At 34.0% G+C, this 23,218-nt stretch carries 24 protein-coding genes and 2 other annotated features; of the genes, 4 read left to right on the top strand and 20 right to left on the bottom strand.

The features are described from left to right. Nucleotides 1–52: 52 nt before the first annotated feature. Complete coding sequence (locus ACQKNR_RS19130; protein WP_427319645.1) at nt 53–805, bottom strand: YwqG family protein; 753 nt, start codon at nt 803–805, stop codon at nt 53–55. A 223-nt stretch (nt 806–1,028) separates the two neighbouring features. Here ACQKNR_RS19130 and ACQKNR_RS19125 point away from each other — a divergent pair, with 223 nt between their 5' ends. Both ACQKNR_RS19125 and ACQKNR_RS19120 read left to right on the top strand, forming a co-directional pair. Beyond that, nucleotides 1,029–1,208 (top strand): YjcZ family sporulation protein, encoded by a 180-nt coding sequence (locus tag ACQKNR_RS19125; protein ID WP_427319643.1) that lies wholly within the window; start codon nt 1,029–1,031, stop codon nt 1,206–1,208. 87 nt (nt 1,209–1,295) lie between these two features. Then, complete coding sequence (locus ACQKNR_RS19120; protein ID WP_427319641.1) at nt 1,296–2,261, top strand: patatin-like phospholipase family protein; 966 nt, start codon at nt 1,296–1,298, stop codon at nt 2,259–2,261. A gap of 105 nt (nt 2,262–2,366) precedes the next feature. Here the strand turns inward: ACQKNR_RS19120 and ACQKNR_RS19115 are convergent, their stop codons facing one another. Both ACQKNR_RS19115 and ACQKNR_RS19110 read right to left on the bottom strand, forming a co-directional pair. Further along, nucleotides 2,367–2,534, bottom strand: a complete 168-nt coding sequence (locus ACQKNR_RS19115; RefSeq protein ID WP_427319639.1) for a DUF3933 family protein — start codon at nt 2,532–2,534, stop codon at nt 2,367–2,369. A 12-nt stretch (nt 2,535–2,546) separates the two neighbouring features. Further along, nucleotides 2,547–3,989, bottom strand: a complete 1,443-nt coding sequence (locus tag ACQKNR_RS19110; protein WP_427319637.1) for a PLP-dependent aminotransferase family protein — start codon at nt 3,987–3,989, stop codon at nt 2,547–2,549. Between the two features lie 119 nt (nt 3,990–4,108). On the opposite strand from ACQKNR_RS19110, the gene ACQKNR_RS19105 reads away from it, so the two are divergent. Continuing rightward, a complete protein-coding gene (locus ACQKNR_RS19105) occupies nt 4,109–4,723 on the top strand; it encodes a LysE/ArgO family amino acid transporter (protein ID WP_427319635.1) in 615 nt (204 codons plus the stop codon). Between the two features lie 52 nt (nt 4,724–4,775). Here the strand turns inward: ACQKNR_RS19105 and ACQKNR_RS19100 are convergent, their stop codons facing one another. From ACQKNR_RS19100 to ACQKNR_RS19025, 16 genes are all read right to left on the bottom strand, one after another. Further along, on the bottom strand, nt 4,776–6,005 hold the full coding sequence (locus tag ACQKNR_RS19100; RefSeq protein ID WP_427319911.1) for an MFS transporter: 1,230 nt from the start codon (nt 6,003–6,005) through the stop codon (nt 4,776–4,778). Between the two features lie 236 nt (nt 6,006–6,241). After that, nucleotides 6,242–6,448: an alpha/beta-type small acid-soluble spore protein gene (locus ACQKNR_RS19095; RefSeq protein WP_000113545.1), complete on the bottom strand. Its 207-nt coding sequence runs from the start codon at nt 6,446–6,448 to the stop codon at nt 6,242–6,244. Nucleotides 6,449–6,630: 182 nt separating this feature from the next. Next, entirely contained in the window at nt 6,631–7,161 is a 531-nt protein-coding gene (locus ACQKNR_RS19090) for an N-acetyltransferase family protein (protein ID WP_427319633.1), read from the bottom strand. A gap of 96 nt (nt 7,162–7,257) precedes the next feature. Next, a complete protein-coding gene (locus ACQKNR_RS19085) occupies nt 7,258–7,938 on the bottom strand; it encodes an MgtC/SapB family protein (protein WP_427319631.1) in 681 nt (226 codons plus the stop codon). A 156-nt stretch (nt 7,939–8,094) separates the two neighbouring features. Continuing rightward, nucleotides 8,095–8,751 carry a YkyA family protein gene (locus ACQKNR_RS19080; protein WP_427319629.1) on the bottom strand — a complete coding sequence of 219 codons (657 nt, stop codon included), beginning with the start codon at nt 8,749–8,751 and terminating at the stop codon, nt 8,095–8,097. 14 nt (nt 8,752–8,765) lie between these two features. Next, the gene (locus ACQKNR_RS19075; RefSeq protein ID WP_427319627.1) at nt 8,766–9,587 is read right to left on the bottom strand and encodes a peptidoglycan-N-acetylglucosamine deacetylase; all 822 of its coding nucleotides are present in this window, start codon (nt 9,585–9,587) and stop codon (nt 8,766–8,768) included. Nucleotides 9,588–9,687: 100 nt separating this feature from the next. Then, the gene (locus ACQKNR_RS19070) at nt 9,688–11,049 is read right to left on the bottom strand and encodes an ATP-binding protein (RefSeq protein ID WP_427319625.1); all 1,362 of its coding nucleotides are present in this window, start codon (nt 11,047–11,049) and stop codon (nt 9,688–9,690) included. After that, nucleotides 11,046–11,735, bottom strand: a complete 690-nt coding sequence (locus ACQKNR_RS19065) for a response regulator transcription factor (RefSeq protein ID WP_427319623.1) — start codon at nt 11,733–11,735, stop codon at nt 11,046–11,048. The genes ACQKNR_RS19070 and ACQKNR_RS19065 overlap by 4 nt, the downstream gene beginning before the upstream one ends. A gap of 13 nt (nt 11,736–11,748) precedes the next feature. Continuing rightward, the gene (locus tag ACQKNR_RS19060) at nt 11,749–12,996 is read right to left on the bottom strand and encodes a hypothetical protein (RefSeq protein WP_427319621.1); all 1,248 of its coding nucleotides are present in this window, start codon (nt 12,994–12,996) and stop codon (nt 11,749–11,751) included. Nucleotides 12,997–13,160: 164 nt separating this feature from the next. Beyond that, nucleotides 13,161–14,162, bottom strand: coding sequence for an LCP family protein (locus ACQKNR_RS19055; protein ID WP_427319619.1), 1,002 nt, complete (start codon nt 14,160–14,162; stop codon nt 13,161–13,163). Between the two features lie 195 nt (nt 14,163–14,357). Beyond that, a complete protein-coding gene (locus tag ACQKNR_RS19050; RefSeq protein WP_427319617.1) occupies nt 14,358–16,664 on the bottom strand; it encodes a glycoside hydrolase in 2,307 nt (768 codons plus the stop codon). A 216-nt stretch (nt 16,665–16,880) separates the two neighbouring features. Then, nucleotides 16,881–17,093 (bottom strand): DUF6366 family protein, encoded by a 213-nt coding sequence (locus tag ACQKNR_RS19045; protein ID WP_427319615.1) that lies wholly within the window; start codon nt 17,091–17,093, stop codon nt 16,881–16,883. Nucleotides 17,094–17,240: 147 nt separating this feature from the next. Then, on the bottom strand, nt 17,241–18,134 hold the full coding sequence (thrB, locus tag ACQKNR_RS19040) for a homoserine kinase (RefSeq protein WP_427319613.1): 894 nt from the start codon (nt 18,132–18,134) through the stop codon (nt 17,241–17,243). Next, nucleotides 18,131–19,189, bottom strand: coding sequence for a threonine synthase (gene thrC / locus ACQKNR_RS19035; RefSeq protein WP_427319611.1), 1,059 nt, complete (start codon nt 19,187–19,189; stop codon nt 18,131–18,133). The genes thrB and thrC overlap by 4 nt, the downstream gene beginning before the upstream one ends. Continuing rightward, the gene (locus ACQKNR_RS19030) at nt 19,182–20,477 is read right to left on the bottom strand and encodes a homoserine dehydrogenase (protein WP_427319609.1); all 1,296 of its coding nucleotides are present in this window, start codon (nt 20,475–20,477) and stop codon (nt 19,182–19,184) included. The genes thrC and ACQKNR_RS19030 overlap by 8 nt, the downstream gene beginning before the upstream one ends. A gap of 156 nt (nt 20,478–20,633) precedes the next feature. Further along, nucleotides 20,634–20,865 (bottom strand) — a binding site (T-box leader). 115 nt (nt 20,866–20,980) lie between these two features. Further along, nucleotides 20,981–21,212 (bottom strand) — a binding site (T-box leader). Between the two features lie 236 nt (nt 21,213–21,448). Continuing rightward, nucleotides 21,449–22,087 (bottom strand): pyridoxamine 5'-phosphate oxidase family protein, encoded by a 639-nt coding sequence (locus ACQKNR_RS19025; protein WP_427319607.1) that lies wholly within the window; start codon nt 22,085–22,087, stop codon nt 21,449–21,451. Between the two features lie 82 nt (nt 22,088–22,169). On the opposite strand from ACQKNR_RS19025, the gene ACQKNR_RS19020 reads away from it, so the two are divergent. Continuing rightward, a complete protein-coding gene (locus tag ACQKNR_RS19020) occupies nt 22,170–22,769 on the top strand; it encodes an NUDIX hydrolase (RefSeq protein WP_427319605.1) in 600 nt (199 codons plus the stop codon). Between the two features lie 58 nt (nt 22,770–22,827). Here the strand turns inward: ACQKNR_RS19020 and ACQKNR_RS19015 are convergent, their stop codons facing one another. Continuing rightward, nucleotides 22,828–23,166, bottom strand: a complete 339-nt coding sequence (locus tag ACQKNR_RS19015) for an SdpI family protein (protein WP_427319603.1) — start codon at nt 23,164–23,166, stop codon at nt 22,828–22,830. Between the last annotated feature and the right edge of the window lie 52 nt (nt 23,167–23,218).

Genomic DNA, 23,218 nt, shown 5'->3' with positions numbered 1-23,218 from the left:
TAATTAATTCACATAAAAAAGGTTGTTCTTTTTAAAAGAACAACCTTCTTCATTAACAAGTTTGTAATACGCAGCATGTATTTTCAAAACGTTGATTTTTCAAATCTTCATTACCAATACAGAAATATAGCATTCCTAATTCTCCCCAAACCATATTACAATTTTTATGATCTGAATCAATTTGGAATAAAAGCGTCATTTGCTGCGGGTCTATCCCCATATATTGTCCTGTCTCATGTAATACTTCCTCTTGTACCGAGAATGGCTCACCAAGCATTTGATGATTATCATAGTTGTCTGGGATTAACTCTTCAAGTAACTGCAAGAAACGATCTGAATCTGCCTCATCTTCAATGAAAAGCTCAGGTAATTTATACGTCAGTTCAAAAGTAATTGCACATTGTTTATATTTCACTTGCGATTCATCTGCTCTACGTAATTGCTCTACAGGGCTATCATAATAAAGTACACGTCCAGCTTTGGTTAGATCCACATCTTCTTCAAAATAATTTTCAATGCTAAAGAAATATAACATCCCTGTCTTAGGAAGATTATGATCCATACCAACGTTTTGTAAATCACTTAAATTAAATTGAGCAATAAAATGTAACGGATTTCCTTTATACATTGGATATTTAAATGAATCCGGTAAATCAGGAACTCCCCCCATTTTCGAACTACCTATCGCAATCGTTTCCTGTTGTTTTGGTACAACTTTTATACAAGGAAATACAGTATTAATAAGCTCCTCTTTTAAATGTGTCAGGCCATATTTATCAATTAATACTTCAATTTTCTTTTTCATAAATTCTCCTTACATTTCTATACTTATTTGTATCATAGCACAAAGATTATACTCCATTCATCGTAAAATCAACAAGCCTTAAAAAAACGGGCTCATCCTTCATACGCGAACAAGTTTAAAAAAGCATAATATACATTGTTCCTACAAACACGATAGTTCATTATTTCTTCCAGTACATTTTCCCCTCGTTCATTTTCATTTTTAATATAAGGAGGAATTCCACATGGGTTACGGATATAGTTGTGGCGGTTACGGTTACGGCGGTAGTTGTGGCGGTGGCGGTTACGGTTACGGCGGTAGTTGCGGTGGATGTGGTTATGGAGGTTTCGCTTTATTAATCGTTTTATTTATCCTTCTAATCATCATCGGAGCTAGCTGTTGGGGCGGCTTTATAGGCTGCTAGTAAACTCAAAAACTATTGTAAAAAAGCACGTACAATACGTGCTTTTTTGCCATTTTCAAATCTTTTATTCGAAAGGAAGTATGTTTTATGAAAATTGATGGTGTTTTTGAAGGAGGCGGTGTGCGCGGAATTGCGCATGTAGGGGCAATTTGCGCGTTAACCGAAAAAGGGTATGAATGGGAGCGTGTAGCTGGAACATCAGCTGGCGCTATTATCGCAGCGCTCCTAGCAGCCGGATATTCTTGCTCCGAATTAAAAACAATAATAACCGACATTGATTATAACAAATTTATGAAGAAAACTTTTCTTGATAAAATCCCTTTTATCGGTAAAGGACTAAGTGCATGGTCTACTCTAGGTATTTATTCCAATGGATTTATAGAAGAATGGATTGAAGAATTACTGCGAAAAAAAGGAGTTCACTTATTTACAGATTTACCTGACTTAAACAAACTCAAAATTATCGCTTCTGATATAAGCAATGGTAAAATGGTTGTCTTCCCCGATGACCTACCAAACTACGGATTTTTAAACTATCGCTTCTCAATCGCTAAGGCAGTAAGAATGAGTAGTACAATCCCATTCTTCTTTGAACCAGTGAAATGGAGAACTCCAAAATGGAAGCAACCTTGTTATATGGTGGATGGAGGAATTTTAAGCAATTACCCAATTTGGATTTTCGACTCACCTACCTCTCCTCGCTGGCCAACTTTTGGATTTCATTTTGTAAAAGATGAAATTCAAGCTGATCCTGCGCATTATAAAGAACCCATTTCCATGTTCAAAGGTCTATTTAAAACAATGATGCAAGCCCATGATTTACGTCATTTAGATAAGGAATCAAAAGCAAGAACAATTACAATTCCAACAGGAACAATTACAAATACAAATTTTGAGCTAACAAAAGAAGAAAAAGAGTGGCTTTATAATTCTGGTTATAACGCTGCTAATAAGTTTTTACAATCTTGGAACTTCAGACAATATATTGATGCATATAGAAACGGAAATCAGGATCGAAAAACAAATCGATTTTTCCGCCAACTTGACTCATAATACTATTATTTTTCATAAGAGAATGCTTGATTTTTTAATAGTAAATAAGCCTAGTAATTATATATTACTAAGCTTATTTATCTCATACGTAACCACACACATTACTTATGGATAAGTTAGCCCTTCAGCTTCCTCTGCAGTAATTACTATGTAACGATTTCCCGTTCTTAATCCTAACAATTCGGCCTTTTCAATTGCATCCCGCTTTGTCTCCGCATAAGCAGCTAAATATTTATCCCCATCGATAATTTGGCAAATTACATATTGTTTCATTACTTTCTCCTTTTACAATTTAATTAGTTGTGCAAGCTTTTTTATACCTATTTCAATTTCTTCTAACGTTGCATATGAATAAGATAGACGTAAAAATTGGTTTGCACTTCTATCATACAAAGTACCCAGGTTTAATAAAATCTTTTCTTGCAAAGCTTTGTCAAATAAACTTCGATTTGAAACGGATACATTCATATGTAACCAAATATAAAAACCACCTGTCGGTTCATACCATGTTGCTATTTCACGACAATATTTCTCTAACATTATTAACATAAAATTTCTACGTTTTTTCAATTCGGTTCTTACAAACTGTAAATGTTCATCATACAATCCATTTGTAAACCACTCCGCTGCAATTTGCTGGGATATAGAACTTGAACCATAATCTGTTTGCATTTTTATGTCTGCTAATCTTTGAATCACTGGTTCAGATCCAACAATCCATCCGATTCTTAAACCTGGACTAATCACTTTAGACATACTCCCGATATGTAGTACAATTCCGTTTTTATCATATGCTTTTAAAGGCCTTGAAACGGGTTCATCAAACCATAAGTCTTGATACACTGCGTCCTCTATAATAGGCAATCCAATTTCATTACATATCTCCATCACTTCTTTTCGTTTCTCAGCATTCATACTAAAGTTTGTCGGATTATGAAAAGACGGGATTGTATATAAAATAGATACATTAAATTGCTTCTTATATTTCGCAATATATGATGCATTTAAGCCATTCTCATCCATTGGTATTCCAATTAAACGCATTCCTGCTGATTGAAAAACATTAAGCGAATATAAATATGATGGTTTTTCTAATAAGATCGATGCTCCTTTTGGAAGAAGCCCCATAGAAATAAGTTGCAACGCTTGAATTGCTCCTGAAACAATTAAAATAGAGTCAGGAGATACATATACACCATGCCCTTTTAAATAGTCCGCAATTTTCTCCCTTAAATAGAGATTTCCTTTTGGCTCTTCATACCCAAGTGTCACGTTTGATTTTAACAGCTTATTCATTATTACTTTCATCTTTTTTTCAGGTAAGAGACTTGGTGAAAGTTCTCCTGTTCCTAAACGAATTACATGCGGATAAAATTCAGCTTGATTAATCTCTTGAATAGCAGGAAGGTTCGGATAATGAAGTCCTGTTTCCACATAAGACTGCCAATTAGGCGGCGGGGCATATGTTGGAGTATTCTCATTATTATTTACAACAATCGTTCCCTTCCGGCCATTTCCTTCAATGTACCCTTTTGCTGCTAGTTCATCGAAAGCCATTACAATTGTACTTCGATTCACACCAAATGTATGAGCCAAATCCCTTTGTGAAGGTAATTTTGTTCCAACGGTCCATTCTCCATTAACGATTCTTTCTTTTATATACGTTTCTATTTGTTTATACAAAGGAGTCGCTAAAGACATATCAGGTTTCCAAACTAACCTTTCCATCATATCACCTTACATTCTTTTTGGTTGGTAACCTCCCCAACCATTATGGATGGATACAAATTTTCATTTCTTCTATACAATATACACTATCATAATGAATTAAAGTAGGAGGTAATATAATGAGTGAAGCAATTATTCATGGTATCATCCTTGCATTTGGCCTTATCATTCCATTAGGTGTCCAAAATGTTTTCGTCTTTAACCAAGGTGCGAGCCAACCAAATATTTGGAGGGTAGCCCCTGTAGTATTAACTGCCTCTATATGTGATACGTTACTAATATTAATTGCGGTACAGGGTGTCTCCCTTGTACTCCTTACTTTTTCTTGGCTAACTAGCACGTTATATATAATTGGATTTTTCTTTCTCATATATATGGGCTTTGTTATTTGGAAAAGTAACCCTTCCAATGATGTAAAACAAGAAAAAAGCATGCCTTTAAAAAAACAAATTATTTTCGCTGCATCGGTTTCGTTATTAAATCCACATGCAATTTTAGATACAATCGGTGTAATTGGAACAAATTCCATTCAATACATAGGAAGTGAAAAATGGGCTTTTACATCTGCAACTATTATCGTTTCTTGGATTTGGTTTATTAGCTTAGCTTTAGCTGGAAAATTTTTAAAAAGGCTAGACTCAACAGGAAAGGCAATCGTATTATTAAATAAATTTTCAGGCCTCGTCATATGGGGTGTCGCACTTTATATGTTAAAACAAGTTATTTTTTCCTAACTAAATTAAGAGGATTGCACGCTAATTACACGCCATGCAATCCTCTTTCAAATTATGCAGTCGGTTCTGGCTTCTGTTTTATTCCCTTTTCATCTTTTGCTGGTTTAATCCAAATCATTGCTATAACAGCACCAATAGCAGCGAAAACACTTGTTAAATAAAACACTTCATGGTCCGCCCCTTTCATAAAAAAAGAATATAGAGGTGGTCCAGCTGCTACACCGATAAACCGCATGGAACTATAAAATGACGTAACCGTTCCCCTCTGCTCTTTTTCAATCCCTTGTGTAATTAGAGCATCTAAACATGGGAGTGCCATACCAATTCCTATTCCCATAATAACAAGACAAAGAAGTAGTAGATAAATCCCTTTTATAAATAAAGGTATTATGACTGATGCAGCGGCCAGTAAAAAACCAATATAAATACACTTCTTCATAACATTTTGATTATCTCCAATTTTTTTACCGGCCATATATGAACTAACTGATAGAACAAGCAAAGGAATCGCAAGTACACATCCTTTCCATATACCGTGAATATCATACTTAGACTCCAGTATAGTCGACAAATAAAAGAGAATTCCGAATAAAATAAGCATAATAATTGCACCTAGTACAAAAATGGCAAATAACCATCTTCCCTTTTCTCGAAACGTAGAGATAATAGATTGAATAAATTCTTTTAATGGTGGTACTTCTCCTTCTTGTTTTTTCGCCTTTACTAGTACTAGTAATAAAACAATTGATACTACACATAAAACTGGAATTGCCCAAAATGGTAAGAACCATACAATGGCAGCAAGAGCAGACCCTAAAATAGGGCTGAGCACTTTTCCAAATGTATTTGATGTCTCAATGATTCCTAAACCTGTACTAACCTGTTTTTCATCTTTGTATAAATCACCAACACACGGTATTACAACTGGCATTGCCCCAGCAGCACCAATACCTTGAATCGCTCTACCGATCAGTATCCAATTGTATGGATTATCAATTTTCCAAGATACCCAACCTGTTATCGCTCCCCCAATAGCTGCAATCAGTAAGCTTGGAACCATTACCATCTTTCGTCCCCATCTATCTGATAAATAACCAGCAATCGGTATAAGTAAAATCGCAATGATGGAGTAAATTGTAATAATCATGGATACTTGAAATGATGAAATATGTAATTTCTTTTCGATAGTCGGCAAGATTGGAATGAGCATTGAATTCCCTAATGTCATAACTAATGGAACTGATGCAAGCGCAATCAAACAACAGTTTTCTTTTTTTAACATGTTGATTTCGGAACCTTTCATCATATATTTCTTACCATATAATAGCCCTGCTGGAACGTAATTTTTCATTCCACCAGGGCTATTACATCTTTACTACTTCCCATTCACAACAAAAGAAATTGGGTAAAATATAGTATTATTTCTATTCTTTGAATCCCGTTCACAATTTATCCTTACCAATTAATTGAAAAAAAAAGAAAGGAAGAATCCTTCCTTTCTCCTATAACCTTCTACATTTAGCGAGTATATCCGCCACCAAGCTGTTGTTCTGCCATCGCTACAAGGCGTTTTGTAATTTCACCGCCTACAGAACCGTTTGCACGTGAAGAAGTGTCAGCTCCAAGTTGTACACCGAACTCTTGTGCAATTTCATATTTCATTTGATCTAGAGCTGCTTGTGCTCCATGTGATGCTAATTGATTAGAATTACGATTTCTAGCCATTACCGATCACCTCCTTGATATATATATAAATTGTGTTAAATTCGAATTTAAATACATGGTAATTTTTGGTTATTTGTATTATAAAAAAGAGCCTCAAAACGAGACTCTTACATCATGTTACATTACGAAGTTACTACTTGGTATACTTTTTAAAAAATACAATGTTTACATAATACTATTATTTATATCAAATTATATAATTGATTTACATCTCTCCAACAATATGCTGTTTCTTCTACATTTAGTCTCTCTAAAAATTTCATATCAATTTGTTCAGGATTATATTTTTCATAAAACCTTTTAGAAGGATTATTCGTAACCACCCAAACTAATAGCGATTGCATATTAGTTTTTTTACATTCCGATAGCAATGCTTGAAATAGCCTTTTTCCAACCTTCAATCCTTGATACTCTTGCAAAACGTAAATTGCATATAATTCTATATCACAATTATATGTACCTGTTCTTTCCGTTCCCCCATCGATAAATCCGACTATCTCTCCATTTAACGTCTCTGCTACAAATCTGTATTGTGGATTTTCTTCTTTTTGAAAAATATTTTCCCATTGTTTTTTTCTTTGTTCAAATGTTACATTTTCTAAAATTTCGTTAGCGAATATCCCTTTATATGTTGTTTTCCAGCTATCAGCGTGTACCTTTGCTATACATGATATATCATCTTTTATCGCTCTTCTAATATGTATCTCCATCATTTTCCCCCTCCTGTTTACTCATCATTATATCAATTTATTTCCTTAAAAAATCCAAATAAAAAAAGAGTGCATTTACTTCACTCTTTTTTATTACAGTTATCTACTTTCAACTTCAACTGAAACAACTCGATCAATCTCTTTAAGAGAGCTATATAACTCAGTTGTATATAAATCTTCTGGAGCTAAAATAACCATCTCCAATTGCTGAAACGCGCCACTATCAATATCTTTAATTTTCACTCGTTTCACATGCATACCTAAATTTTTAATTTGCTTAAATATACCATCTAATTCTCGATGCTCTTTTACAGTAATTTTTATAGATAAGTCCTTTTGTCTTAATGAATACGGGCCTGCAATTTTCACAAGTTGAGGAAGTACGTTAATCGCTAAAATAATTAAAATCATAGCAACGGTCGCTTGTATATAAAATCCTGCTCCAATTGCAATACCTAAAGCTGAAGCGGCCCACACCATTGAAGCTGTCGTTAAACCAGAAATAACATCATTACTTCTTCGTAAAATTACACCAGCACCAAGAAAACCGATCCCACTCACAATTTGAGCAGCAAGACGCATTGGATCCATGTTTGTATGTCCTGGAACAGAATATACATGCACTGATTCAATTGAAACCATCGTTATTAAACAACTTGCTACAGAAATAACCATACTTGTTTTCACACCAAGCGGTTTATTCTTTAGCTGCCTATCTATCCCGATGAATAATCCTAAAAAGAGTGCTAAACCTAATTTGAACAAAAATTCATATGACATCTTTCATTCTCCTTACTTTACAATGTTTCCCTTCGAATAATTCACTATAACTCTTTTATGATATCAATTCCAGCCTTTTCTATTCATTTAATGACAAAAGCCGAAAAAACATTTTCGAATGTTTTTTCGGCTTTCTATTACGATTAAGACCTTTCTTTATTTTTGTTCTTTAATCTTAATCTGCGCGTCTTTGTAAAATGCTAATTTGTTGTCATTATACTCTTTTGTATAATTATTAAACTGCTCTTTCGACTTTTGTGCTTCTCCATTTAATTCATTAACAGCTTTAACTTTTTCGCCAATCTCTTTTAATTTCGTTTCTTTTACTTTTAATTTTTCATACAATTCTTTTTCAGTCGCTAACGCCTTTGTATAATTTTCATTCATCTTTTGAAATGCATCATAACGGTTTTTATACGACTCTTCTACTACTTTCGCTTGTTTTTGTAACTTCTTATCTTCAAGCTTCTCTATATTACCTTGAACTGATTTCGTTTCCTTCTGCGCTTTTTCTAGCATTTCTTTCTCGTTTTTCAATACTTTTTCACGATCATTTACATTTGCAGTAGCTTGCTCTATCTTCTTCATAACTGCTTCATTATGATCTTTACCCTCTTGCAAAATTTGAGAATATAGTTCTTGACCTTGCTTCTCTAAATTCTCTAATTTTTTCGCTTCATCAACTAAAGACTTTTCTTGTGTCGCTGCTGTTTCAAAAGCTGTATATAGATTTTCTTCTGGCTTTTCACCGAAACAACCTGTTAATAACCCTACTGATATGGCTCCAACTACTGCTACTTTTCCATACTTCAACGTTCATTCCTCCATTACATACGGTTATCATGCCAGAAGTTCACTGGGAAGTGACTCTCTTCATGATAAGCTTCAAACTCATAACCCTTTTCTTTTAACCCCTTTAAAATTGCTGGTACAGCAGCAACTGACTGCGGATGAATATCGTGCATTAAAATTACTTCCTGTGGTTTTGTTGCATTTGTTAATACATTTTGAGCAATTTGTGCTGCAGCTGCATCAACTGGCATTTTATTATATTTCCAGTCTAATGAATCAATTGTCCAATCCCATACTTTAAATCCGCCCTCTACTACTTTATTTCGAAGACCTTCATTTAATCCAGGCATCGAACCGTATGGGGGACGTGTTAATTTAGGTGATTTTCCAATAATATTAGCGATTAAGCCTTGATCTTCTTTCATCTCATTTACATACTCGCCATTTTTATATAACTTTGCAAAATTATGTGTCATACTATGCATGCCTACATAATGCCCCTCTGCATTTTCACGTTTCACTAAATCCGGAAACTCTTTTACATTCGCTCCAATTAAAAAGAATGTCGCCTTCGCATCATGCTGTTTTAACGTATTTAATAATTCAGCCGTATATTTCCCTGGCCCATCATCAAATGTAAGATAAGCAACTTTTCTTTCTTTTCCATTAAAACGACTTGGTGCCGTTTTATTCAATTCAACTTTCGGTTGTTCACTTGCAAGCTGTACTACATTTTCTTGTTTCGCAACAGCCTTTGCTGGTGAAGTAATTGATTGAAACATAAAATACCCAATAGCTACTGCTGCAATCGCTATTAAAACAACTACTACTCGTTTAATATTAAAAGCTTTTTCCATTCTATCGAATTCCTCTCCCTATTAATCTTATATATAAATCACCCAATATAATTATACATCTATTTATTTTATTAAACTATATAAACAGACTTTATATGTATTATAATGGGAGTTTTATCAAAATTATTGTTCCTATTCCTTCTTTACTCATAATACTAAGCGTACCTCCATGAAGCTCCACCATTTTTTTAACGATAGCTAAACCAATACCTGCACCTGCAGCATGATTATGAATCTGGTAAAACGACTGTTCTATATATGGTAAATGTTCTTTAGCAATTCCAATCCCTTCGTCTTTCACCTTAATCACTGCTTGTCCTTCATTTTTAGTCGCTTCAATGTGTACTATACCTTTTTCATGTGAATATTTAATAGCATTTTGAACAATATTCAAGAAAATTTGCTTTAGCCTATTTCGGTCTCCCATCAATTCAATTCGTTCTATAGTATTGATGAATTGAATTTGCTTCTTTTCAGCGTTAGGAGTTAATTGCCAAATCGTCTCCTCTAGTATATCGTACAATTGCACCTTTTGTTTATATAAATTAAAATGATTTGATTGTAATCTTGAAAAATCTAGCAATTCTTCTACTAAATGAATCAATCGGTCTGTCTCACCTGAAATAATTCCCATGCCTTGCTTTATTTCTTCTTCCGTTAAATGATCGACTGTTTTTAACGTCTCACTCCACCCTTTAATTCCTGTTAAAGGCGTTCGTATTTCATGAGAAATAGAAGCAATAAATTCGTTTTTCATCTTCTCTGCTTTTTCTATTTTATCAGACATATAGTTTAAGCTATGCGCTAACTCACCTAATTCACCAGGATAATCTTCTTTAATTTTATTTTTCATTGTTCCTTCTGCGATTTGTGAAGAAGCCTGAATGATAGATTCAATTGGCTCAACAAATGAATTTGCCAAGCGCCTACTAATTAAGAAGACAATCCCTGAAATAACAATACCTACGGAAATAGTAAACATAATGATTTCAATAATCTTTGCATTCACATGTTTTAAAACGGTCGTATATTTTAAAACACCGATAGTTTGTCCTTGATGTACAAGTGGGCTTAACACTTCTAGTTGTTTTTCATTATCTTTCGTAGTAGTAACTTGATTATACATTTCCCCTTCCAATAAAGATTGTGGAATATTCATTTTACCTTCTACCTTTTCACCACTTGAAGATTGTATAAGCGAACCATTACGATCAATTAACTGTAATTCCGTTCCTTCTAATTGAAAACTACTAATTATGTCGCCACTATATTCTTGCAATCGAATAAAATATAGTGAATTGTATTCCGAGAAAAATCGTGTACTCGTCTTCGCATGAGATTCTATATATTGCACAATACCATTATAATAATAATGATAAATTGAGACTGAAAATACTACTTCAAATAATATGAGCATAAGTGTAATGACCGTCATAAAATATAAAGTCACTTTCCGTTTCATCTTATACTTTCCTTCCACACATATCCTTTTCCCCACACAGTAAGGATAAATTCAGGTTCTGATGGATTACATTCTATCTTTTGACGTAACCGTCTCATATTTACATCTACTACTTTCGTCTCGCCTACGTAATTGGTCCCCCAAATCATATTTAAAATTTCATCACGCGAAACTGGCTTGGAAGACTGATTCATTAAATACTGTAATATCATGTACTCTGTAGGGGTTAAATCAACTAACTGCCCACCTTTATATAATCTTTCTTCTATGATATTTAACGAAAACGGACCAGACGTGATTGTATTCGTTTTTTCTTCATGTACTTCTATTCTTCTTAATAAAGATTGTATACGTGCAGTTAATTCTACTGGACTAAACGGTTTTGTAATATAATCATCTGCACCAATTTCTAGTCCTTGTACCATATCCCCATCTTGTACACGTGCAGTTAACATAATAATGCCAATTTTTTTATTTTCTTCCCGAATAGCTTTACAAACTTCAAAACCATCAATCCCCGGTAACATTACGTCAAGTAACGCTACATCAACAGTATGTTCACATAAAGTCTGTAACGCTTCTTCGCCAGTACTAGCTTCTAATACATAAAATCCAGCACGTTTCAAATTTAAGACAATAAAACTACGGATTGTTATTTCATCTTCTAAAACTAAAATTGTTGCCATAATTCCCACCTCCCTACTCTTGTTGATAATCCGCTAGCGGTTTTATATATGCTTTCACTTTTTCAAACTTTGGTTGCTTCGGTACTGCATATACGTGAGAAGCCGTTTTCACCGCTGCCTCGAATTCTTTTATTTTGAACCATTCTTTCCGCTTAAAAATATGGACTTCAAGCCATATTTCATTTGTACTTGCATCCAAAAACTTTTGAACATTTGATTCCTTTTGCTGATCTGGGATAGTAATTTTCCCTATTAACTCTTCAGGAATTTTCACAAAATACCCTTTTTCTATATCGATATATCTTTCTTCTATAGGTTTAGTTCCATCTTCACCCCACTGTATGTAACGTTCAAAGAGCGGACTATCACCATATGACTTATCTTCCCAACCTTTTGGACGTACGGTACGGGCAAATTCAATAATGCCGTCTTTATTAACATCTTTGCTTTCCACAACATATTCATTGAATAAATCTTCTTTCCCCTCTATAGGTAGTACCTCATAATGATCCTTATTAAATTTTGCTACATAGGTTATACCTGAATGAGCCCCAATTCCCGCATCAATTACAATTGCCTTTAATGATTTAGAAATATGTCCCATTTGTATTCTTTGAATACTATTTATAAAAGGATCAAATGTAACTTCTGATATTGTCTTAAACTGTTCAATAAACTCAACTGTCAACTTCTCATCTTTTTCATAAGTAACAAGGCTTATATCATTAAGACCATTTCTATTTAGATCCTCTATAAATAACTTCGTATAACGCCGATTATATATCTCCTTCATATCTTCATTTTCTTCCGAAAAAACATACATAACATGTTCTAACGATTCACGACTTACAGAGATTCCAATTAATAACTCTCGCTTCCCGTTCCCTGTAAAATCACCGACTTCAACGATATCTACATCTCCACCATCAAATTTATGCGTGGACTTTATTTTCCACCCATTTCCGATTTCCTCATATACAGCTAAATATACGCTATAATCTTCATTAGGCAATTTATAAAATAAGATGGCTTCTTTCTTATTATCTTGTTTAAAATCCATTGACCAAATCATCTGTTTATCTTTATTAGACATCGGAGTAAGCAACCGGTAATTAACAGGCAAATCTTTATCTATTTGCTCTTTTAGTTCATTGATCCACTTTTCATTGGCAGGAGCTCCCATTAAACTTGTTGGAGCTTCAGACATTTTACATCCAGTCAAAATAAAGACGATTCCCATAATGCTTATCCATTTCTGCATTTGCTATCTTTCCTTATTACAGATTTTAATTATTTCTCTTTACTTTTTGCTTCTCCAATATTCTCATACATATGAGTATAATTTCTCTAAAATAAAAAATCGTTACAGAAAAGTTACAAATCCATTCCGATAAAAAAAGATTGGCAAAAGCCAATCTTTTTTTATTATTCGTTTCGAACTGATTTTGGCGTTACACCTAAATGCTGATTCAACTTATTTGAAATCTCTTTCACATTTTTTTCATTTGGAATGTAATAATAAATACCACCAATACGTTTATCCGTACCTTCTACTTGCATTTTTTCCATTTCCAAATTAGATCCTGCCATATTTTTCGTAATAGCAAGCATATCGTCAAATGTTAAGTTCGTTTTCATATTTTTATCAACTGCATCAAGTAAAGATCCCATTTTGCTAATTGATTGAACAGACATTGCTTTTTTCGCAATTGCTTCAATTACAAGTTGTTGTCTTTGACCACGCATTGCATCGCTATCAATTTTACGCGTTCTTGCAAGTGCAAGTGCTTGCTCTCCATTTAAATGTTGGTAACCTTTTTCTAAATGAATCATACCTGCTTGGTCTTTACTATCTTGCTCTGTGAAAGTAACTGGTACATCAATATCAATACCACCAAGTGAATCGACAATTTGTACGAATGATTCAAAGTTAAACTTCACATAATAATCAACTGGAACATTTAAAAATCTTTCCACTGTATCTCTTGTACTTTCAACACCACCAAATACGTGCGCATGAGTAATTTTATCTAATTTCTTTCTAGATGGAATATAAACACGTGAATCACGCGGAATACTTACTAACTTAACAGACTTATCATCTTTATTAATTGTTGCTAATAAAAGTGCATCTGTTCGAACAGCTTCACCGTATTGACTTTTTCTCATTTCACTTCCGTCTACACCCATAATTAAAATTGAGATGTTATCCTTTAAAGGTTCAACTTCTTTATCACGTTTTGATGATTTATCAATTTTTGCATATGCATCACTTACTACTGCTTTTGCTTTGTTATATATTAACGATCCATATCCTACTCCTCCAAAAATAAGTAGGAAAAATGGAATTATAATGAACCATTTTATTGACTTTCTTTTAGAACGCTTTTTATTACTTCTCGTATTTTGTTCTAATTCAGAGCTCATACCCATTCGCCTCTCTTTCTCTTTCCCTAGTATAATGTAAGTCTATAAATCTTCATATTGAATTTCCTTTCAATTACCTTACAATTTTGTAAGGTTGCTTCATGGATCCAATATGTATTCCATTTCACATTATACTCTAGTGCTTATTTTTGGCAAGTCACTATTCATTAAAATTAAACATTAAATTTATATATACTATTTTCTAAAAGTTGGTGTATACATGATTTGCTTCCCTTTATTAATGATTAAAGCTGATTTTGCTTTTATTTTTGTTTTTTCTATTTCCACATCATCATTAGAGAAATTTACAATGATTTTAATATCTTTTCCATATGAAGCAGATTGTACTAATTTATCTTCTGACAGGTATGCAAAGTTCGTCATCTCTTTTTTTACTGCTTTTTCATGAACTTCATTCCAAACTTTCAAGTGTTGTGTAATTTCTTTTTTATGCTTCTTCCACTCTACTTCATCTAAATGGTATAACGGGGGAACATTATACAATAACTCATACAACATACGATTTCCTACCTCATCTTTTACTTTCAAACTTCCCCATTCCCAGTGATGTGTTGTAATAACGGAATCATTGTATACTAATTTATATAACGGTACCGAATATACTGGATTTAAATATACTTGTTTATATTCTTCTTTCAACGGTACTTGTTTTGCATATTTTTCTGGAACATTTTGATTTGGTGACCAATATCCACCAACATAATACGGGCTCGTTTTGTTTTGCCTCATATCCTCATCGTCCCATTTAATAACTGGCGTTTCAATTCCATGAGCAAATGCAATCGTACTACTTGCAAAATCATTTCCGCCCTCAGAGCCGACTACCATGCCTTTTTCTTGCGCAATATAGTCCATTCGTTTTAATCTTGCTTTTAAATCTTGTTCTTGTGTCGTGATATGTTTCGTTGAATAGTCATCATAAATTTCACCCGTCGCATCACAATCGATAAACCATGAATTATATTTAGGGCCATTTTGTAATATATCGTTCATTCGCTCTTTTACGCTAGGAAGTGATAATGTCGGATTTAGTTTTCGACCTCTACCTAAAAACCCTTGCACTTTTTCTCCATTTTTCTTCGTTACAGTTGCTTCTTCATATAACGATGGATCATTAAAGGAAGCTGTATTCCAATTTTTATCACCTTTCTCATGAATAGAGTGATAAGAATCATATGGACCAACTAAATACCCCAACTTCTTAGCTTCTGTAACAAAATTAGGTTGCATATATCCTTGTTCCCAGTTCGGTAGACCAATCCACGCTTTGTCTATTCCTGCTCCTTTCATTTCCTTTATAATATCCGTTCCATCTGCGTTACCCCATTTACTTACTTCTTCAATCGCATCACCGAGCGCTGACTTTAATAAATGTTTATTTAAGCTATACAGCTCTGTCTTCGATAAGCGATCTACACCTTTCTTTAAAAACGCACTAGCTTCCTGATCAACTTTCGGGAAAACATCCTCTTTATACAATTCCTTCATTGATAATGCTTCGTTTACATAGCGTAAAATAACATTTTTTTGATACTTATCAATGAAATCTTGTTTACTTACTTGTTCAAAAACATTCAGTTCTTCGGGCTCTGAACTATTTTTTTGAATGAGACCTTTTATATGGCTAAACACAGGGCTATTTATTTGCTCTCTTACCTTCGGCCAATTTACGTTACTTTCTGATAAACCATTTTGATTCCAAAAATAAAAATGAGCCGCTCCGTATAGTTTTTCGATTTCTTTATTTTTACTAGCCTTTTCTTGTAATGTTTTAAATTCACCTTTTTTAACAATATTATCCTTATACAGTTTAGCAATGCTTACTGCATCATTATTTGTCACATATAACTGAAATCCATATGTTTTATTTTTATTTATACTCGGAAATTCATGTATAAAATCAAACCCTATTTTCGGGTCCGAATGAAATTTCAATTCATTGTTAAATATATTATTTACGATATATACAATCGAATATTTAGAACCATTTAATGCAAAAAACTTCATAGAAAATGATTCAGCAAATGAATATGCATCATCCTTTAAAAACTTCTTCCAATTCTCATCATTACTTGGAATTTGCTTACCTTCCCATAACGGAAGTGTATAATTTTCAGCTTGTACTTTCGGCCATGTAAAGCTTTCTGCACCAGTCGATTCCACTTCAATATTTAAATGATCTTTTATCTTTTCTAAGTTTACTTTTACTTTTTGATCTGGATATTCCCACGATGTGCGATCTTTGTCTTTTATTACATTCGACACCTTCATTTTCGGTAACGGTTGTGATGCCTGTTCCTTTACACCATCATGTTCTACAGTTAACGTGAAAGTCTCTGGATTTACATCGTAAGTAAAATCTTTATACGTCGTTTTTTTTATTTTAGACTCTTGTACAGCATTATTATCTTTTACATCACACCCGACTAAAGTCGAAAATGACATAGTTGTAAGAAGACATATCGCTATCATTTTTTTCATCTTCTGCACCTCCACCACTGAATATACAGGGGCTTTGTTACAGGAATGTGGCAAAAAATAATAGAGCTAGCATATCGCTAGCTCTATTTGTAATATTAAATATTACTTCATGAATATAACAAAATTTACTTTAGAAAAAATATGTAATACAATACGTACTTTTTTCATTCTCACTAATTTTCAGACCAAACAAATCAAATCTTTAACAAACTTTTCTTAACTGAAAAAGTAAGTGTATATAATATATCCTAAAATTAGTATTAAAATTATTACTCCTGTGCTTTTCCAACTCATACCACCTGCCATATCAACGGGGTTACCTGATTCCGCCCTGTTGAGTCCATCATTCAAAGAACCGGTAGGATTATTTTTTAATTCACTTTGTCTCATACGTTCTCTTTTTTCTTCTGGTGACTCTTCTGAACTCATATAATCACCTCCAAAATCGCTCTTTATTCAATTATACAAAATTAATATTCATTTAATATTCTCTTTTTAAAACATTATTTCTCCTGAAAAATTCCAGCTAAAAATAGATTCTCAATAACTTAAAAAAGCTAGCGCTGCTAGCTTCCTTTATAATCCAATATGTTCTTCCTTATTTACAGTAATCCCTTTATGATCGATTTCAAGCTCGCAAACTTTCATAGCTGTAAATACTTTCGCTAATTGCTCAGCAATTTCTTGACGTTTCTCATAAGGTGTTAAAATAAATATAGATGGTCCCGCACCACTAAGCGCTGTGCCATACGCTCCGAATTCTTTTGCACATTTCCGAATTGATGGTAATAACGGTACGAGTTCTAAACGATACGGCTCGTGAAAATGATCTCTTTCCATCATTTCACCTACAACTTCCCACCGCTTTTGACATAACGCAGCTACTAATACGTTACTTATCGCACTAGCCTTAACTGCTTCATGAAACGGAAACACCTCTGGTAATACAGACCGACTTTCATCCGTATTTAGCTCCTCATTCGGAATAAGAGAAATTACGCCTAATTCCTTACTCTCAATTCTTACAACCGAAACATTCTTTCCATCAAGTGCTCCGATTACAGTTCCACCTAAAATAGAAGCCGCAACATTATCTGGATGCCCTTCAAAATTTGTTGCAATTTGAACTTTTTGATCAGTTGTTAAGTTCAAATTACCAAGTTGATTCGCAAGCTCTATTCCTGCTACAATCGCCGATGCGCTACTTCCTAGCCCCCGTGTTAGAGGAATATTACTAGTAACTTCTATTATATAGGGCGATAAAGAAGGACATACTTTACATGCCGTGCTAACGATTAAATTTTTATCATCTGTCGGAATTGAATCTTCAAAGGAATGGATTACTTGCCATTTATCAGTTTTTTCTTTTACTACCACATCTAAATACAATGACAAAGCTATTCCAACCGAATCAAATCCAGGTCCAACATTCGCTGTACTAGCAGGAACACGAACGATTAATGGTATCACGACATAATCACCCCTTTAATATGATCTTTAATTTGTTCTATATCATTTGCAACACTTGCAATGTCTAATTTATTAGAAGAAAGAGCGATATCAGGATCTTTCAAACCATTTCCAGTTAATACTGCAACAACTGTTTCTCCCTTTTTGATTTTTCCAGATTGAACATGTTTAATTACGCCTGCTAATGAAGCATTGGATCCTGGTTCTGCGAAAACTCCTTCCGTTTTTGCTAACAATCTATATGCATGTAATATTTCCTCATCTGATACCATATCTATTTCACCATGAGACTGCTCAGCAGCCTCTACTGCATACGACCAACTTGCCGGGTTACCAATACGAATCGCTGTTGCAATTGTTTCAGGTGCTTCAATTACATGTCCTTTTACAATTGCAGCTGCTCCTTCCGCTTCAAAGCCGTGAATTCTTGGCTTCTTATAGCCTTTTTCTTTCTCATATTCACAGAACCCTTTCCAGTATGCTGTAATATTTCCCGCATTCCCAACAGGAATAGCTAGAACATCTGGTGCGCTTTGCAATTGGTCACAAATTTCAAATGCTGCTGTTTTTTGCCCTTCAATTCGGTAAGGATTCACCGAGTTAACTAATGTAATTGGCTCTTCTGCAGCAATATTTCTTACAGCCTTAAGTGCATCATCGAAATTTCCTTCTATTGAAATGATTTCGGCGCCATAAGCGACTGCTTGCGCCAATTTCCCATGCGCAATCTTTCCTTCCGGGATTACGATAATACATTTCATTCCGAGGCGTGCCGCGTATGCTGCAGCCGATGCCGATGTATTACCTGTCGATGCACAAATGATTGCCTCCGAACCTTCTTCTTTTGCCTTAGCAACCGCCATTACCATGCCACGATCTTTAAAAGACCCTGTCGGGTTCGCTCCTTCATACTTCCCGTATAACTGAATCCCTAATTGCTTTGATATATTTAATAATGGAATAAGAGGTGTATTCCCTTCCATTAAACTGACATCAGGTGTATTTTCATTCACTGGTAAATAAGAAGCATATTGTTTTAATAGTCCTTTATACATATTGTTTTTCCTCCTCAATAATGTAGTAACTGTTTATTTCACTTGCGACAGCTTCTATCGCTCCTAAAACTCGTTCGAATTGATATTTTGAAGTTCGATGTGTCACAACAACGACTTCTGCAAGTTCTCGATTTAAAGGTAATTGGATAACCTCTTTTAAACTTACAGAATAATTAACGAAACATTCTGTTATTTTTTGCAACATCCCTGGCTCATCTCGTAATGAGATACGTAAGAAATATTTCGAGACTACTTCTTCATCTCCTTGTAATTCGTAAGGCTCTGGTTCTTTTAACACACTTTTATTTTTCGGAACTTGATTCATGCTTTTAACGATTGAAATAATATCACTTACGACAGCAGAACCAGTTGGTAACTTCCCAGCCCCTGGTCCGTAAAACATCACTTCCCCTACCGCTTGACCGTGAACATACACTGCATTGAATTCATTATTTACATTCGATAATGGATGATGACTTGGTAATAAAGTCGGTTCTACACTTAAATGAATGGCTGATCCTTGCTTCTCCGCTTTGCCAATTAATTTCATAGTAAATCCTAACTTTTCGGCCATTTCTAAATCTTCTTTTTCGACCTTTCGAATCCCTCTCACTTGCACATCATCTAGAGAAACATTCATCGAAAAACCTAAGTTTGCAAGGATCGCTACTTTTCTCGCCGCATCCAGTCCATCTACATCTGCTGTCGGATCCGATTCCGCAAACCCTAATTTTTGCGCTTCCTGTAAAGCCTCTTCATACGACCATCCATTTTGACTCATCTTTGTTAACATGTAATTTGTTGTTCCATTTACGATTCCCATTATTTTTTCAATTTGATCGGAAGCTAGCCCGTCAGTTAATCCTCTTAACACCGGAATCCCACCCGCTACACTCGCTTCATAACATAAATCACAATTATTTTCATTCGCCAACTGCAGTAGCTCTGTACCGTATACAGCCATTAAATCTTTATTTGCTGTTACGACATGCTTCTTATTTTGTAAAGCCTTAACAATATGCTGTTTTGCTTCCTCAATTCCGCCCATTACCTCTACTACAATATCAATATTTGAATCATTTAGAACTTCATCGACATTACTTGTTACTACGATTCCATCAATGCAAACATCACGTTCTTTATCCAAATCACGTACAACGACTGTCTTTACCTTCACTTCATATCCTGTATCAAGAGCGATTTTTTTATAATGTTCTTTCAAAATATGAACAACACCACTTCCGACTGTACCTAAACCGATTACCCCAACATTAATAACATTATTCATCTTCTAATCTCCTCCTAAAAAGTTTAATTGTTACACCTATCAATCACCTTACTATGCTTTTTAATCATGCAAGTGGTGGTTATTCCCGTACATGCTAATCGTTTCATGTTACAGCACCTCCTTTCAAAGTAATAAAAAAAACACACTCATCCCTAGTAAAGGGACGAATGTGTTTTCGTGGTTCCACCCTTGTTCCAACCTAGACTGATTTCCTTCTAGATTGCTCAAGTTCAGATAACGGCTGATACCGTCAATAATTACTAGATTACTCGTTCACTATTGAAGTTCAAAGGTGGTAAAATCATTTCTCGTGTTAGGAAGCTCACAGCCTTGGCTTCCCTCTCTGTAAACCGTAAAAATGATCTCATGTCCTTATCGTTACTTTTTCGTTCATGTTTATTTGTTAATTCATTATACTCGCATAAAAAACAAAATCAATATATTTTTTAATTATTTTAAATTTTCAATCTAAAAACCTATAAAAAAAACACATCCATCCCTAGTAAAGGGACGAATGTGTTTTCGTGGTTCCACCCTTGTTCCAACCTAGACTGATTTCCTTCTAGATTGCTCAAGTTCAGATAACGGCTGATACCGTCAATAATTACTAGATTACTCGTTCACTATTGAAGTTCAAAGGTGGTAAAATCACTTCTCGTGTTAGGAAGCTCACAGCCTCGGCTTCCCTCTCTGTAAACCGTAAAAATAATCTCATGTCCTTATCGTTACTTTTTCGTTCATGTCTATTTGTTAATTTATTATAGTTATGAAAATTTTAAAAAGCAAGCCTATTTTTCTTCACTATTTTTAAGAGAATGCATTATTATATTTTAAGATAATAAATTACCTAAAATGAACTTATTCTCTCTCACATATATTCATTACATACAAGCCAACAATATTCATATTAGAATCTCTTTCTAAAACAAAAAGAGTTATACACTTTAACACTATATTTATAAAGTAATTTTTCAATACAATCTTTCCCTATAACTTTCTTCTAAAGAACGTGCAACGTCTTCTTCTGAAGCATTCACTTTCGCATGCTTTAGTAACATTTTTGCTGCTGAAGGTAACTCTTTTTTATTTAACCAAGATTCTGGATCCCACATATTAGAACGAATAAAAGCTTTTGCACAATGAATGTAACATTCTTCTATTTCAACAACAATTCCAAGTAACGGATTGCGTCCATTCGCCTGCATTTCTTTCAAAATTTCTTCATCATTTGTAATGTATGCTCGGCCGTTTATTCGGAGTGTCTCCCCAAGACCAGGAATAAGAAAGATTAACCCTACATTTGGATTCGAAATAATATTTAAAATAGAGTCTATACGACGATTACCAGGTCTTTCTGGAATCACAATTTTATTTTGATTTAATACATATACAAATCCAGGTGCGTCTCCTCTCGGTGAAGCATCGCACTCTCCTAATTTATTTGCAGTAGACAATACTAGAAAAGGAGATTTGGACAGAAAATCTACGCAATGATGATCAAGTGATGAAATAACTTTTTTCAAAGCACGTTCACTAGGTTGCCCCAATATTTGTCGTAATTCTTCCTCAGTTGAAATTATTGATTTTATTTCCTTACTCTCAATCTCCACTTATAACCACCTCTTTTTTCTTTATTTTTCCAAAATTCAATACAAATATTGTATAATAAAATTTGCAGAAAGGGGAATTAAAATGACAGAATGGTTAACAATATTTGATCCTGAAAGAAATACACTTGGAAAGAAATTACGTGATGAAGTGCATCGTGACGGTGATTGGCACGAAACATTTCATTGCTGGTTTGTAGAAAAAGATGAAGAGGATATGTTCTTATATTTCCAATTACGCTCTAAAAATAAAAAAGAAGCTCCGAGTATATGGGATATTACATCCGCTGGACACATTATGCATGATGAAGATGTACAAATGGGTGGCCTACGTGAAATTGAAGAAGAATTGGGGCTTTCTTTTCAAACTACTGATTTAGCATACAAAGGTATCTTTAAAATAGATTATGAAATTTCAAATCTTATTGATCGTGAGTTTTGCCATATGTATTTTCACAACGTAATAAACCCACTTCCATTTGCACCAGGTGAAGAAGTAGACGATGTGATGAAAGTACATGCAACTTCTTTTCTGCAACTACTAAAAAGAAATATTTCATCTTTAACGACTATTTCTGTTTTAAACAGTAGGCCGATAACAATAACATTTGAAGATATTTATCCGTATGATCTTGAATACTATGAATTTGTTGTAGAACAAGGAACAGAATTGTTAAAAAAATAATAGTTTGCACATGAAATATGACTCCCAGTTTATATTACTAGGGAGTCATATTTTTTCATTATTGTTCAAGTATCTTCAATTTTTTCTCTACTCGCATAAATAAGTGAATGATTAACAACAGCATAACAACCATAATCACTAAAGTTGTATGAGGATATCTAAATAGTATACTAATAACACTTCCAATTAACATAATAATGTATCCATTTTGTTTCATCACTTCTGCACTATACCTGTTACCCGCATCCCATAATTCCTTATTTTTCATAGATCGTTTCGTACGGTAACCATATGCTGCGTTAATATCTGTCGGTGGATTTTTTTGAAGAATAAGTGCCGCAAGTATAAATATAACACCAATCAACATGCTCATTCCTATATTTACTAGTGCATACATCAATTATATCCACCTCCTAACTTACACTTACATTATACTATACAATTTTGTG

This window comes from Bacillus sp. NPDC094077 (genome assembly GCF_050279465.1).
GTDB lineage: Bacteria > Bacillota > Bacilli > Bacillales > Bacillaceae_G > Bacillus_A.
This window is presented reverse-complemented; position numbering and strand designations above follow the sequence as displayed.